Below are 13448 nucleotides of genomic sequence, written 5' to 3'. Positions count from 1 at the left end.
TGGTAGTGTGCCACTTATGAATGAGAGAAGCCCCCTTGCGAAACTCGATGTCAGCCGCGAACCCATGGCCCGGCAGGTCACGCGCGCCTTGCGTCAGGCCATTGTCAGCATGCGGATTGCGCCCGGGGAGATGTTGTCGGAACAAGACCTTGCGCAGCGATTCGGTGTCAGCCGCTCGCCCGTGCGAGAGGCTCTGATCAAGCTGAGTGAAGCAGGATTGGTGCGGGTTTTGCCCCAGCGCGGCACTCAAGTGGTCAAGATCTCAAGAGCTGCCGTGGATGATGCCCGCTTCATCCGTCAGGCTGTTGAATGTGCAGTCGTACGCGAGGCTGCCCTCAAGGCCACGCCTGTGCTCCTCGCTGAATTGAGTGCCAGCCTGACCCGGCAGCGCCGAGCACAGCGCGCCACCTCGTCGGATGGCTTCATGGCCCTTGATGAGGAGTTTCATCGCCTCTTGGCAGAAGCCGCCGGCAGGCCGGCAGCTTGGCGCATGATCGAGGATGTGAAGCCTCAGATGGACCGGGTCAGATATCTGGACGTGAAGCAGGCCACGCCGCGCCATACCATCGTGGCGCAGCACGCGTTGATCGTCGATGCCATCAAGGCTTCCGATCCGGTCGCGGCGGAGAAAGCCATGTATCAGCACTTAAGCGAGATTCTGCGCTCATTGCCGGAGCTTGCCGCGCAACATCCCGATCTGTTCGAATTTGAACAGGACGCTGTTGCAGAGGCGCTCAGTGCGTGAGATCGGCGACGATACAATCGGCTCAAATCTGAAGAGGCATAGACATGGAACAAGCTTGGCGCTGGTTCGGCCCTGAAGACGTCATCAAGCTGTCCCATGTCTGCCAGACCGGCGCGACCGGGATCGTGACGGCGCTGCACCACATTCCGTACGGCGTCGTCTGGAGCATCGAGGAAATCGAAAAGCGCAAGGCGCTCATTGCTGCCGATCCCTCGCTCGGCCTGCGCTGGAGTGTGGTCGAGAGCCTGCCTGTTCATGAGGGCATCAAGATCGGCGAAGGCGACCTGACGCCTCTGTTCGACAACTACCGTCAATCGCTACGCAATCTGGCCCAATGCGGCATCACCACGATCTGCTACAACTTCATGCCGGTTGTGGACTGGACACGCACCGAACTCGCCTATCCTCTCCCCGGCGGCGGCACGGCTCTGCGCTTCAACGCGCATGAGTTTGCCGCCTTTGATTGCTTCATGCTGGAGCGCCCCGGTGCGGAAGCGGACCATTCTTCGGAGGCCCTGGAGAAGGCAAGAGAGTGGTATGACAGCTCGTCGGAAGCGGACCGGCGCCAGCTTCTCTCAAATATCATGGCCGGCCTGCCCGGCGCCTATGACCGATACGATATCCCTGGCTTGCGCGCCATGCTCGACCGCTATCGGGACATCGACGCGAAGGCACTCCGAGAGAACCTCGCCCGCTTCCTGCGCGAAGTGATCCCGACGGCGGAGGAAGTCGGCATCCGCATGTGCATCCATCCCGATGATCCGCCGCGCCCTCTCATGGGACTGCCGCGCATCGTGTCGAATGCGGATGACATCGCCTTTATTCTCGACGCTGTGGACTCGCCTGCAAACGGTCTTACCCTCTGCAGCGGCTCCCTCGGAGCCAATCCCGTCAACGAGGTTCCGGCGATTGCCAAGCGCTTTGCGAACCGGATCTGGTTCGCCCATCTGCGCAATGTGGCGAAGGATCCGGATGGCTCCTTCATGGAAGCGGATCACCTCGGCGGCGATACCGACATGGTGGCCCTGGTGACAGTGCTGCTGGAGGAGCAGAAGCGCCGCAAGGACGCCGGAGATGCACATTGGCGCATCCCCATGCGTCCCGACCATGGTCACGAGCTTCTGGACGATGTGGGCAAGCCGACCCATCCGGGCTATCCGGCGATTGGCCGCTTGCGCGGCCTTGCCGAGCTTCGGGGCGTGATGAAAGCCGTATCAGCTCTGCGCAACCTGCCGCTCTGAGGGTCGAGGAAATCCCTATCCGAGCAGATTGCGTATCGTGCGCATGAATACGCGTGCCCCGATGGGGATCAGGTCATCGGGAAAATCGTAATCCGGATTGTGCAAGCTGGGGTGCTTCTCCCCGGCACCGAGGAAGAACATGGCCGCAGGCGCCTTCTGACCGAAGCGTCCGAAATCCTCTGAAGCCCGGATCGGCAGATCGCCCCGGTCATAAGACACCCCCTCGGCGTCGAGCGCCTGGCGCAGATGCGCGACCGCCTCCGGCGCATTCTCGCAATGGTGGAAAATGTCGTCGTAGGACACTTCCACACCCAGTCCCTGCTCCCGTGCAGCGCTTAGCACCAGCTGCTCGGCACTTGCGCAGAGTTCCTCCATCCCTGAATCGGTGAGTGTTCGGAGGGTGGCCCAGATCTCCCCGTGGGCCGGGGCTACACCGAAGGCCGGCTCGCCGATCCTTGCATGCGTCACCGTCACCATGGAGAAACCCTCCTCCATTGGACCGCCCCTGCCGAGGGCCGTGAGCTGCGGCATCAGCTGGGCAACGACGTTGACAGGAGAGAGGCCGGTCTCAGGCATGGAGGCATGGGCAGTCTTGCCCGTGAGCACGATTCGCATGCCCCGCGAGGCGCAATTGACCGGCCCCTCCGTGAGCGCCACTTGGCCGAAGGGCAGACCCGGCACGTTATGCAAGGCGAATGCAAAATCTGGCGCAATCTGCCGGAAGCGCGGATCGGCCACGACAGCTGCCGCACCGGAACCGTCCTCTTCCGCCGGCTGGAACATCAGGATGGCACGGCCGCACTGCGGTCGCTGTCGGCCGAGCTCCCGGGCCAGTGCCGCGAGAATGGCCATGTGCCCGTCGTGCCCGCATAGGTGTCCCTTACCTGGCGTGGCGGAGCGATGAGGCGCATCGGAGATTTCCTGAATCGGCAGCCCATCGAGCTCGGCGCGCACCATTACGGTCGGCCCAGGCTCACGGCCTTCGTAGACCGCTGCGATCCCATGGCCACCAAGGTCGGTGAGGGCCCAGTCCGGATGAGTCGCCTTGAGAAAAGCTTGAACCTCGCGGGCCGTGTCTGCCTCTTGCCGGGAGAGCTCAGGCTTGCTGTGGAGCTTGCGCCGGAACGCCACCAGCTCGACCATGTCTTGGTTGGTCAGGACCATCGCTCACCTCCAGGGCCCGGATTTCAAGAGCCAAGCTGCGGGACTCACGATATCAGGCTTGCCTCGGCACAGGTTTATGGCGGGAGTTCGAAGCGCGATCAACCGAAACGACAGCACCTCTGAGAAATGAGAGTTCACGTCCCTATTGATTGCTGCGCCGCTTCTAAGCCTCTAAGTTGCCTGCCATTGCCTCAATCCACCGCGGTCTCATGAAACTGTTCGTCTTCGGCTTAGGGTACACCGCCCTCCAGTTCATTCACCTTTACGGCCACCGCTTCACGAGTGTCGGCGGCACTGTCCGGTCCGTGGAGAAAGCGAAGGCACTGGTAGTTGAGGGAATTCAGGCCTGCCGCTTCGATGGGAAGGACTTCGATCCCGCTATTCTCCAGCATCTGGAACAGTCGGAAGTCCTTTTGATTTCCGCAGCCCCGGCAGAAGGGCGAGATCCAGCCCTGGAGCAGTTTGCCGAAGCCATCGCCGCAGCCCCTGGCCTGCGCTGGGTCGGTTATCTATCGACCGTGGGCGTCTACGGGGATGCGGGCGGTGGATGGGTCGATGAGGGGACGCCACCCAATCCGGCATCCGCCCGGGCACGCCAGCGGATTGAGGCCGAGCGGCAGTGGCTCGACCTCGGCGCGAGCGCTCCGTTTGCGGTGCAGATTTTCCGGCTCGCGGGCATCTACGGCCCCGGTCGAAATGCTCTGATGAAGGTTGCAGACGGCACGGCCAAGCGCATCGTCAAGCCAGGACAGGTCTTCAACCGGATCCACACGGAGGATATCGCCCAGGTTCTGATGGCTTCCACCGAGAGGCCGAGCCGGAACGCCATCTACAACGTGGCGGACGATGAGCCCGGACCGCCTCAGGATGTGATTGCCTATGCGGCAGAGCTTCTTGGTCGGGAACCTCCACCCGAGATTCCCTTCGAAGAGGCTAATCAGACGCCCATGGCACGCGCCTTCTACGAAGATAACAAGCGCGTTCGGAACATGCGGATCAAATCGGACCTTGGCGTAAAGCTCCGCTACCCAACGTATCGGGACGGTCTCCAGGGGCTGCTCCAAGCGGGTGAAGCTGCATCCGTGCGGAAACCTTAGGCACAGCGTACCGGCTCCTCCCAAGTGCAGACTTGGACCAAAATGATCCAATGATCATCAAAGCGGCAGTTCGACTAACGAACCATCATTGAACCACTTGCAAATTGGTTCAGTATCAGACTAGCCTTGTTGCGTTAAAGCCCTCAGGGGCGCAACAACACGTCGCGACTGCTGATCCAGCAGTAAGATTGGTTCACAGGGAGCTGGATTTCATGTCCAACCCAGATCCTTCAGCAGATAGCTCCAACTTCGCCCTCGGGCGGTTGCGGGCTCTCCTGGACGACAGTTCCTTCGAAGGGGAGCAGCGGCTCCCGGCTGAGCGCGTGCTGGCAACTCAGATCGGAATCGGGCGACGCGCCCTGCGGCGGGCTCTTGAGGTGCTGGAAGCGGAAGGCCGGATCTGGCGCCATCAGGGCAAGGGAACCTTCGTTGGGCCGCGCCCGGCCCATACACCAACCAATCTTGAGGAGTTGTCGAAGCGCACGCATCCGCTTGAGGTCATGGATGTGCGCTTGGAGATCGAGCCTGCCCTTGCCCGACTGGCGGCCATGCGCGCGACGAACGGCGATATTGAACGCCTTCTGCGCCTGGCCGAGAAGACGGCGTCGTCCTCAGATGCGGACGGCCGCGAACTCTGGGACAGCGCCCTTCACCGAACCATTGCAGAGGCAGCGGGCAACTCCCTCCTGCTTGCGATTTTCGACATGGTTGACCGCATTCGCCAAGACACCGCATGGCGGCTCCTGCGGGAGCGGGCACGTTCCGGCGAGCGTCAGCAGATCTATGTCGAGCAGCACCGCCGCGTGATCGCCGCAATCGCTCAGCGCGAGGCACATGCAGCAGAACACGCCATGCGCGAGCACCTCGAACTCGTGCGTGAAGGCCTCCTCAAGGTAATGACCAGCCCCCTGCCCGACCGTTTGGACGGACAGATTTCGGAAACACCCGTGACAACAAACACCAAAAAAGAGATGCGCCATGGGACGTGAGGCAGTCCGACAGACAAGTGCAGAGATTCATCAGATCGGCAATGACGCTGTGACCTCCGAACCGCCGCTTCTCAACGTTCAAGGGCTATCTGTCCGCTTCGATGGCGCCCCGAAGGGCGTAAACGTGGTCGACGATGTCAGCTTTTCGGTGCGCAAGGGTAAGACCCTTTGCATCGTCGGCGAGTCAGGGTGCGGCAAGAGCGTGACGTCTTTGGCCCTCATGGGACTTCTGCCGACCCCTCCGGCGAGGATCGTTGCAGGCTCGGCCACTTTCGACGGGCGAGATCTGCTGACACTCACCGAGCGCGAGCGGGCGGATCTGCGTGGCGACCGGATGGCCATGATCTTCCAGGAGCCGATGACGTCCCTGAACCCGGCCTTCACCATCGGCGACCAGATCGCCGAGGGCATCGTCCGGCATCGCAAGGTCTCCAAGGCTGAGGCCATGGAGCGGGCGCTCGACATGGTCAAGAAGGTGCGCATCCCTGCACCGGAGAAGCGTCTGCGCGCCTATCCGCATGAGATGTCCGGTGGCATGCGCCAGCGCGTGATGATCGCGATGGCGCTCGCGAACGACCCGGAACTTCTGATTGCGGACGAGCCGACCACCGCGCTCGACGTGACCATCCAAGCGCAGATCCTCACCCTCATCCAGCGCCTCCAGGAGGAGACTGGGACGGCGATGATCCTCATTACGCACGATCTCGGTGTCGTGGCCGAGGTCGCCGATGAAGTGGCCGTGATGTATGCAGGGCACGTCGTCGAAAGCGGGCCGGTCGAGGCCATTTTCGAGGACCCGCAACACCCCTACACCATCGGCCTCATGGGGTCCGTTCCATCACTCGGCCGCCGTCAGGGGCGCCTTGCCACGATCCGCGGCACCGTGCCACCGGCGGAACTGATGCCTAAAGGCTGCCGCTTCACGCCGCGCTGTCCCTTCTCGGACGCCCGCTGCGCCAATGAACTTCCGCCCCTTGGCGAGATTCGACCAGGTCATCTTGCCCGGTGCTGGTATGCACCTCTCGAACAAAAGCGTGGAGCAGTCGCATGAATGCCACGGCAACCACCGGTGATGTCATCCTCGAAGGGGTGGACCTCAAGAAGCATTTCGGGAGCGGAGGCTTGCTCTCCTCTCCAACTGTCGTCCGCGCAGTCGATGGCGTGTCCCTTGATATCCGCCGCGGTGAGACCTTCGCGATCGTGGGCGAATCCGGCTGCGGCAAGTCCACTCTCGGCCGCCTCCTCCTCCGCCTGATCGAACCGACTGCCGGGGATGTGCTCTATGAGGGCCGCTCGATCCTTACGCTCAGCAAGAGCGAGTTGCGCAAGTTACGTCGCGAGCTTCAGATCATCTTCCAGGATCCTTATGCCTCGCTCAATCCGCGCATGAATGTCGGTGACATCATCGCGGAGCCGATCTGGCTCCATAATCTGGCCAGCGGCTCTGCGAAGCGCGACCGCGTTGCGGATCTCATGCGCACCGTAGGTCTCCTGCCTACCCATGCGGATCGTTACCCACACGAGTTCTCCGGTGGGCAGCGCCAGCGCATCGGCATTGCCCGAGCATTGGCGGGAGATCCGAAGCTGATTGTGGGTGACGAGCCGGTTTCGGCTCTCGACGTGTCGATCCAGGCGCAGATCATCAACCTGCTCGAGGACCTCAAGGATCGGTTCGGCTTGACCCTCGTCATCGTAGCGCATGACCTCGCGGTGATCCGGCACATGAGCGACCGGGTAGCGGTCATGTATCTCGGCGAGATCATGGAACTATCCGAGACGGACGCACTCTTCGACAATCCCTTGCATCCCTACACCCAGGCGCTGCTGGCGGCGATCCCGATCCCCAGCCCGTCGAACAGGCAGCCGAAGGTCCTGCTCCAGGGCGATGTTCCGAGCCCGGCGGCCCCACCTTCGGGATGTCGCTTCCATACCCGCTGCCCCCATGCGCGGCCTGTCTGCAAGGAGCAGCACCCCGCCCTTGAGGCTGCGCCCGACGGGCGCCGGGTAGCCTGTCATTTCTGGCGTGAGATTCAAGGAGCGGGCGCTGGTTCGATCAGCGCTCCGCCCCCGAGCGCGGCATTGGCCAAGCGCCTGGCGCTCTACCAAACTTGGCGTGAACGGCAGGATAAGCCCGTCGCGACGAGCCCCTGAACGAAGACTGATCCAGAGAACTATCCGGAGGACGACACAAATGAAGAAGAGATTGCTCCTAGCCATGGCGGCCGGGCTCCTTGTGAGCACTGCCGCCTCCGCGCAGACCCTGCGCATCGGCCTGAACGAAGACCCGGACGTGCTCGATCCCCATCGCGCCCGCACCTTCGTCGGCCGCATCGTGTTCACGTCGCTGTGCAACAAGCTCGTTGACATCACGCCGGACCTGAAGTTCACTCCGGAGCTCGCCACCGAGTGGCAATGGGGCGACGACGGCAAGTCGCTGACCTTCAAGCTGCGCCCCGGCGTGAAATTCCACGATGGCGAGCCTCTGAATGCCGCCGCCGTAAAGGCAAATATCGACCGCGCCCGCACGCTGCCGGACTCGCTGCGCAAGAGCGAGCTCACCTCCGTCGATAACGTCGAGGCCGTTGACGACCTGACCGTGAAGGTCAATCTCTCCCGCGCCGATGCGACCCTGCTGTCGCAGCTCTCCGACCGTGCTGGCATGATCATGTCGCCCAAGGCGCTGGCCTCCGCCGATTTTGCCCAGAGGCCTGTGTGCTCGGGACCGTTCAAGTTCGTCGAGCGCGTGCAGAACGACCGCATCGTTCTCGAGAAGTTCGCCGATCACTGGGATGCGAAGAACTTCAACTTTGAGCGTATCGTGTTCCAGCCCATTCCGGACACCACCGTGCGCCTCGCCAACCTGCGTTCCGGCAACCTCGATTTGATTGAGCGCCTTGCCCCGAGCGATGTTCCCGCAGCCAAGGGCGATTCCAACTTGGTCTTCGCACCGGTCTCCGGCATCGGGTACCAAGGCCTGACCATCAACACCAACAACGGTGAACGCGCCAAGTCTCCGCTCGGTCAGGACAAGCGGGTGCGCCAGGCTTTCGAGCTGTCGATTGACCGCAACGTCATCAACGAGGTGGTCGGCGCAGGGATCTTCCCGCCCGCAGGTCAGCCCTTCCCACAGGCCAGCCCGTACAACAACCCGAAGTTCGGTCCCACCACCCGTGATGTCGCCAAGGCGAAGCAGCTTCTCAAGGAGGCTGGCGTTGATCGGGTGAAGTTCGAACTCACCTTCGGTACTAGCACCACGACCCAGCAGATCGCCGAGATCATTCAGGCCATGGCGGCCGAGACCGGGTTCGACATTACGCTCCGTCCGACCGAATTTGCAGCCATGCAGAAGGAAGCCCAGGCGGGCAACTTCGACGTGAACGTGATCGGTTGGTCCGGCCGTGTCGATCCCGATGGCAACATCCATCCGTTCGTCACATGCAAGGGTGCCCTCAACGACGGCAAGTACTGCAACGAGCAGGTCGACAAGCTCCTGAACGAGGCTCGTATCATCAACGATGAGGCCAAGCGCAAGCAGCTTTACGATCAGGCTCAGGAAATCCTGAAGCAGGACCTGCCGATCATCTACACCTACTACCAGCCCTGGCCCTTCGTTCACACGAAGAAGGTTCAAAACTTCAAGCCCTATCCAGATGGCATGATCCGCCTGAAAGGCGTGAAGTTCGCCTCCTGATTGAACATTGCATGCCCGGTTTCGCGGCCGGGCATGCACCCTCTACTCTGATGCAGGTTCCATAGGCTGATGCTGCGCTACATCGGACGACGAATACTCATTGCCATCCCGACCCTGATCATCGTGTCGCTGCTGGTCTTCGCCCTGCAGAAGCTCCTGCCTGGCGACCCGGTGCTCACTATGGCGGGCGAGGAGCGCGACCCACAGGTGCTGGAATACCTACGCCAGAAGTACCGCCTGGATGATCCGATCCCAGTTCAGTATTTCGCCTGGATCGGCTCGGCTCTAACAGGAAACCTGGGAATATCGCTTCGCACCGACATCCCCGTGCTCGATCTGATTATGAGCAAGCTCCCGGTCACCCTCGAGCTCGCCATCATGGCGATGATCGTGGCGCTGGCCATCGGCATCCCCGCCGGGATCATTTCGGCGGTGAAGAAGGGGACGACCGTCGACTACGCCGCCAATGTGATCGCGCTGTCGGGTCTTTCGATCCCGAACTTCTGGCTTGGTATCATGCTCATCATGCTGATCTCGGTGCGCTGGCAACTCCTGCCCGCTTCCGGATATGTGCCGCCGACTGAGGATTTGTGGCTCAATATCAAGACCATGATCATGCCTGCCTTCGTTCTCGGAACGGGTCTTGCCGCGAGCCTCATGCGGCATACCCGAAGTGCCATGCTCGGCGTCATGCGATCCGACTATATCCGCACTGCTCGTGCCAAAGGCCTCCTGTCGCGGAAGGTCATCCTGAAGCATGCCCTGCGCAACGCGCTCATTCCCATTGTCACGCTTTCCACCCTGCTCTTTGGCGAACTTCTCGCAGGCGCGGTGCTCACGGAACAGATCTTCACCATTCCGGGCTTTGGCAAGCTCATCGTCGATGCGGTGTTCAACCGTGACTATGCCGTGGTGCAGGGCGTGGTTCTGTGCACAGCCGTCGGGTTCATCTTCATGAACCTCGTGGCGGACGTCCTTTACGTTCTCGTCAACCCCCGCCTGAGGCATTCATCATGACCGCTACAGCCGTTGTTGCCGACGACGTCGCCCTGCCGAAGAAGCGCAGTCGTGTGCTCTCCAAGTTCCTCAAGAACAAGAGTGCCGTCCTCGGCGGCGCCATCGTGTTGTTCTTCGTTCTGGCGGCCCTGATAGGGCCTTATCTGGCTCCTTACGATCCCATCAAGCCGAGCTTCACGAGCATCCGCAAGCCGCCATCCGAGTTGTTCTGGTTTGGCACCGATGAGCTCGGACGCGACATGCTCTCCCGCATGCTCTGGGGCGCACGAGCCTCCATCATGGCGGGTGTTGTCTCGGTATTCATCGCCATCGTGCTCGGCGTACCCTTCGGCCTTCTCGCCGGGTATTTCGGTGGATGGATCGATGCCACGATCTCTCGTGCCACTGACGCAATGCTGGCGATCCCGTTCCTGATCTTCGCCATTGCGCTCGCAGCTTTCCTTGGGCCCAGCCTGACCAACGCGATGATAGCCATCGGTTTGTCCGCCATGCCGATCTTCATCCGCCTGACCCGCGGACAGGTGCTGACTGTCAAGGCAGAGGATTTCGTCGAGGGTGCACGAGCCATCGGTCTTCCTGATTTCTGGATCATGGCTCGTTACATCCTTCCCAACGTGCTGCCACCGATCCTGGTTCAAGGCACTCTGACCATTGCCACAGCCATTATCGCGGAGGCGAGCTTGTCCTTCCTCGGATTAGGCCAGCAGCCACCGAACCCCTCCTGGGGTTCCATGCTGAACACGGCCAAGAACTTCATGGATCAGGCCCCCTGGATGTCGATCTTTCCGGGCTCGGCGATCTTCTTGATCGTGCTCGGCTTCAATCTTCTCGGCGACGGCCTGCGCGACGCGCTCGATCCTCGCGAACAGTAAAAAACTCGAAATATCGGATAAGAGACATGTTTACGACACGGCCTGAGATCCTTGGCACTTTCGGCATCGTCACCTCGACCCATTGGTTGGCCTCCGCCGCCGGCATGGCGATGCTGGAGAAAGGCGGCAACGCCTTCGACGCCTGCGTCGCGTCCGCCTTCGTCCTACAGGTGGTTGAGCCGCACCTGGTCGGCCCGTCCGGCGAAGTTCCAGCCGTGTTCTATTCCGCCAAAACCAAAAAGGTCGAGGTGCTCTGCGGCCAAGGCACTGCGCCTGGTGGTGCCACCATCGAGCATTATAAGCGCGAGGGCCTCAAGCTCATCCCCGGCAACGGCATGCTCGCCACTGTCGTGCCCGGCGCGTTCGATGCCTGGATGCTCCTGCTGCGCGATCACGGGCTTCTCTCGCTCAGGGAAGTGCTGGAGCCTGCCATCTATTATGCCGAGCAGGGCCATCCTCTGCTGCCGCGCGTGGCCGATACCATCAAGGGGCTGAAGGAGTTCTTCGAGACAGAATGGCCGACCACCGCAGCCGTGTTCCTGCCCGGCGGCGAGGTTCCAAAACCCCGTCAGCTCTTCCGCAACCCGCAGCTCGCAGATACTTGGAAGCGGATCATCCGTGAGGGAGAGGCTAAGGGAAGCGACCGCGAGGCGCAGATCGAAGCCGCCCGCAATGCCTTCTATAAAGGCTTCGTGGCCGAGGCCATCGACGCCTTCGTGCGCAAGACCGAGGTAATGGACCAGAGCGGCTCACGCCATAAGGGCGTGCTTAGTGCCGACGACATGGCAAAGTGGCAGGCGTCCTACGACGCACCGCAGACTTATGATTACCACAACTACCGGGTCAACAAGATCAGGCCATGGGGCCAGGGCCCGGTCTTCCTGCAGACCCTCGCCTTGCTGAAGGGCTTCGATCTGGCCGCAATGGGCCCGACCAGTGGCGCATTCGTCCATACGGTGACTGAGGCCATGAAGCTCGCCTTCGCGGATCGTGAGGCCTATTACGGCGATCCCGACTTTATCGACGTGCCGATCCAGACACTGCTGTCGGACGCCTATAACGATGAGCGTCGCAAGCTGATAACCGACAAGGCCTCTCTGGAGTTGCGCCCCGGCCGCGTCGAGGGTTACGAGGCTCAGGTCGAGCGCACCCTGAAAGCACTGCGCGAACTCTCGACCACGGACAAGAAGGTTTCCGGTGGCGAGCCAACCCTGGCCTCCATGCGCTCGGCACGTCGCGGCGACACGGTGCATATCGATGTGGTCGACCGTTTCGGCAACATGATCGCCGCCATGCCCTCCGGCGGCTGGCTGCAATCCTCGCCTGTCATCCCTGAACTCGGCTTCATGCTCAATTCCCGGGCTCAGATGTTCTGGCTGGAAGAGAACCTGCCGGCGAGCCTCGCGCCGGGCAAGCGCCCGCGCACCACGCTCACACCAACCCTCGCGGAGAAGGACGGCGAGCCCTACATGGTCTTTGGCTCCCCCGGTGGCGACCAGCAGGAGCAGTGGCAGATGCTCCTCTTCCTGCGCCACGCCCATTACGGATTGAACCTGCAGGAAGCCATCGACCTGCCGATGTCGCACACGGCGCATTTTCCCTCCTCCTTCTATCCGCGGGAGCAAAAGCCCGGCCACCTCATGGCCGAGGAGACCTACGGCGCCGAGGTGCTCGACGACCTTCGCGCCCGCGGCCACGAGGTCGAGGTCGCACCGGCGTGGACAGTCGGGCGCTTGGTGGCTGCAAGCCGCGACAAGGACGGACTGCTGCACGGCGCCGCCACGCCGCGCCTCATGCAAGCCTATGCAGTCGGCCGCTGAGGAGCCTACACATGACTTGGTCAATCATCGCGAAGGACCCTGAGACCGGCTCGTTCGGGGTTGCCGTCACCACCAAGTTCTTCGCCGTGGGGGCGCTGTGCCCCCATGGTACGGCCAAGAACGGCGCCCTTGCCACGCAGGCGCTCGTCAATCCGCTCTATGGAACGGATGGCATGCGGTTCCTGGCTGAGGGACGAAGCGCCGAAGAGATCGTGACGGTGCTCACCACGCAGGACCCAGGCCGAGAGTCTCGCCAACTCCATGTTATCGACCGAGACGGCAAGACCGCAGCCTACACGGGTCGTGAATGTGTCGATTGGTGCGGGCACCTGACGGATGAGAATGTGTCGGTGGCCGGGAACATGCTCGCCGGCCCGACGGTGATCGAGGCCACCCTCGAAACATACAAGCGCCGGATGGATTTGCCCTTTGCAGATCGCCTCCTCACAGCCCTCGATGCAGGGCAAGCCGAGGGCGGCGACAAGCGCGGCACGCAGTCGGCAGCCCTTAAGATCTGGCGTGACGAGCCATACCCCATGCTCGACCTGCGGGTCGATGATCATGCCGAGCCGTTGGAAGAACTTCGCCGCCTCTATGGCGTCGCCCATGATCGCTTTCTCGCATTCATGGACGCCATGGCGACCCGCGCAAACCCTGGTGGCGTTACGGACCGCTCATGGATCGATCAAAGGGCACGCGAGTACCAGGAGCGGCTTGCCCGAAGCGCGTCTTAGATCACCTCTGCAACACTCTCACTTGCCGTAGGGTCCAAAAGATCCTACGGCCGTTCTGCTTTCTAAGGTGAACTTCCC

12 protein-coding genes are annotated in these 13448 nt (G+C 61.9%); 11 read left to right on the top strand and 1 reads right to left on the bottom strand.

What is annotated here, in order from left to right; genetic code table 11:
* The first annotated feature begins 16 nt into the window (after window positions 1-16).
* Together JKL45_RS19770 and uxuA are read left to right on the top strand one after the other, a co-directional pair.
* Window positions 17-745, top strand: coding sequence for a GntR family transcriptional regulator (locus JKL45_RS19770; protein WP_201863299.1), 729 nt, complete (start codon window positions 17-19; stop codon window positions 743-745).
* A gap of 44 nt (window positions 746-789) precedes the next feature.
* Window positions 790-1986, top strand: a complete 1197-nt coding sequence (gene uxuA, locus JKL45_RS19765; protein WP_201863298.1) for a mannonate dehydratase — start codon at window positions 790-792, stop codon at window positions 1984-1986.
* A gap of 15 nt (window positions 1987-2001) precedes the next feature.
* Here the strand turns inward: uxuA and JKL45_RS19760 are convergent, their stop codons facing one another.
* Entirely contained in the window at window positions 2002-3150 is a 1149-nt protein-coding gene (locus tag JKL45_RS19760; protein WP_201863297.1) for an amidohydrolase, read from the bottom strand.
* Window positions 3151-3359: 209 nt separating this feature from the next.
* On the opposite strand from JKL45_RS19760, the gene JKL45_RS19755 reads away from it, so the two are divergent.
* The 9 genes from JKL45_RS19755 (at window position 3360) to JKL45_RS19715 (ending at window position 13370) form a co-directional block, all read left to right on the top strand.
* Entirely contained in the window at window positions 3360-4247 is an 888-nt protein-coding gene (locus tag JKL45_RS19755) for an SDR family oxidoreductase (protein WP_201863296.1), read from the top strand.
* A 212-nt stretch (window positions 4248-4459) separates the two neighbouring features.
* Window positions 4460-5236 (top strand): FadR/GntR family transcriptional regulator, encoded by a 777-nt coding sequence (locus JKL45_RS19750; protein WP_201863295.1) that lies wholly within the window; start codon window positions 4460-4462, stop codon window positions 5234-5236.
* Window positions 5226-6287, top strand: coding sequence for an ABC transporter ATP-binding protein (locus JKL45_RS19745; RefSeq protein WP_210345844.1), 1062 nt, complete (start codon window positions 5226-5228; stop codon window positions 6285-6287). Before JKL45_RS19750 ends, JKL45_RS19745 begins: the two co-directional genes overlap by 11 nt.
* Window positions 6284-7387 carry an ABC transporter ATP-binding protein gene (locus JKL45_RS19740; RefSeq protein WP_201863294.1) on the top strand — a complete coding sequence of 368 codons (1104 nt, stop codon included), beginning with the start codon at window positions 6284-6286 and terminating at the stop codon, window positions 7385-7387. The genes JKL45_RS19745 and JKL45_RS19740 overlap by 4 nt, the downstream gene beginning before the upstream one ends.
* Window positions 7388-7427: 40 nt before the next feature.
* Window positions 7428-8927: an ABC transporter substrate-binding protein gene (locus JKL45_RS19735; protein ID WP_201863293.1), complete on the top strand. Its 1500-nt coding sequence runs from the start codon at window positions 7428-7430 to the stop codon at window positions 8925-8927.
* A gap of 69 nt (window positions 8928-8996) precedes the next feature.
* Window positions 8997-9944: an ABC transporter permease gene (locus JKL45_RS19730; RefSeq protein WP_201863292.1), complete on the top strand. Its 948-nt coding sequence runs from the start codon at window positions 8997-8999 to the stop codon at window positions 9942-9944.
* A complete protein-coding gene (locus tag JKL45_RS19725) occupies window positions 9941-10816 on the top strand; it encodes an ABC transporter permease (RefSeq protein ID WP_201863291.1) in 876 nt (291 codons plus the stop codon). The genes JKL45_RS19730 and JKL45_RS19725 overlap by 4 nt, the downstream gene beginning before the upstream one ends.
* Before the next feature lie 26 nt (window positions 10817-10842).
* Complete coding sequence (locus tag JKL45_RS19720) at window positions 10843-12636, top strand: gamma-glutamyltransferase family protein (RefSeq protein WP_201863290.1); 1794 nt, start codon at window positions 10843-10845, stop codon at window positions 12634-12636.
* Window positions 12637-12647: 11 nt separating this feature from the next.
* Window positions 12648-13370 (top strand): DUF1028 domain-containing protein, encoded by a 723-nt coding sequence (locus JKL45_RS19715; RefSeq protein ID WP_201863289.1) that lies wholly within the window; start codon window positions 12648-12650, stop codon window positions 13368-13370.
* Window positions 13371-13448: the final 78 nt, after the last annotated feature.

The organism is Microvirga soli, from assembly GCF_016734765.1.
Classification (GTDB): domain Bacteria; phylum Pseudomonadota; class Alphaproteobacteria; order Rhizobiales; family Beijerinckiaceae; genus Microvirga; species Microvirga soli.
Note: the sequence above shows the minus strand (reverse complement) of the source record. Positions and strands in the feature narration are given on the sequence as shown.

Bases quoted from the DNA above. Each gene is read 5' to 3' on its own strand.
- JKL45_RS19770 (WP_201863299.1), top strand. From the start codon at position 17: ATGAATGAGAGAAGCCCCCTTGCGAAACTCGATGTCAGCCGCGAACCC.
- uxuA (WP_201863298.1), top strand. From the start codon at position 790: ATGGAACAAGCTTGGCGCTGGTTCGGCCCTGAAGACGTCATCAAGCTG.
- JKL45_RS19760 (WP_201863297.1), bottom strand. From the start codon at position 3,150: ATGGTCCTGACCAACCAAGACATGGTCGAGCTGGTGGCGTTCCGGCGC.
- JKL45_RS19755 (WP_201863296.1), top strand. From the start codon at position 3,360: ATGAAACTGTTCGTCTTCGGCTTAGGGTACACCGCCCTCCAGTTCATT.
- JKL45_RS19750 (WP_201863295.1), top strand. From the start codon at position 4,460: ATGTCCAACCCAGATCCTTCAGCAGATAGCTCCAACTTCGCCCTCGGG.
- JKL45_RS19745 (WP_210345844.1), top strand. From the start codon at position 5,226: ATGGGACGTGAGGCAGTCCGACAGACAAGTGCAGAGATTCATCAGATC.
- JKL45_RS19740 (WP_201863294.1), top strand. From the start codon at position 6,284: ATGAATGCCACGGCAACCACCGGTGATGTCATCCTCGAAGGGGTGGAC.
- JKL45_RS19735 (WP_201863293.1), top strand. From the start codon at position 7,428: ATGAAGAAGAGATTGCTCCTAGCCATGGCGGCCGGGCTCCTTGTGAGC.
- JKL45_RS19730 (WP_201863292.1), top strand. From the start codon at position 8,997: ATGCTGCGCTACATCGGACGACGAATACTCATTGCCATCCCGACCCTG.
- JKL45_RS19725 (WP_201863291.1), top strand. From the start codon at position 9,941: ATGACCGCTACAGCCGTTGTTGCCGACGACGTCGCCCTGCCGAAGAAG.
- JKL45_RS19720 (WP_201863290.1), top strand. From the start codon at position 10,843: ATGTTTACGACACGGCCTGAGATCCTTGGCACTTTCGGCATCGTCACC.
- JKL45_RS19715 (WP_201863289.1), top strand. From the start codon at position 12,648: ATGACTTGGTCAATCATCGCGAAGGACCCTGAGACCGGCTCGTTCGGG.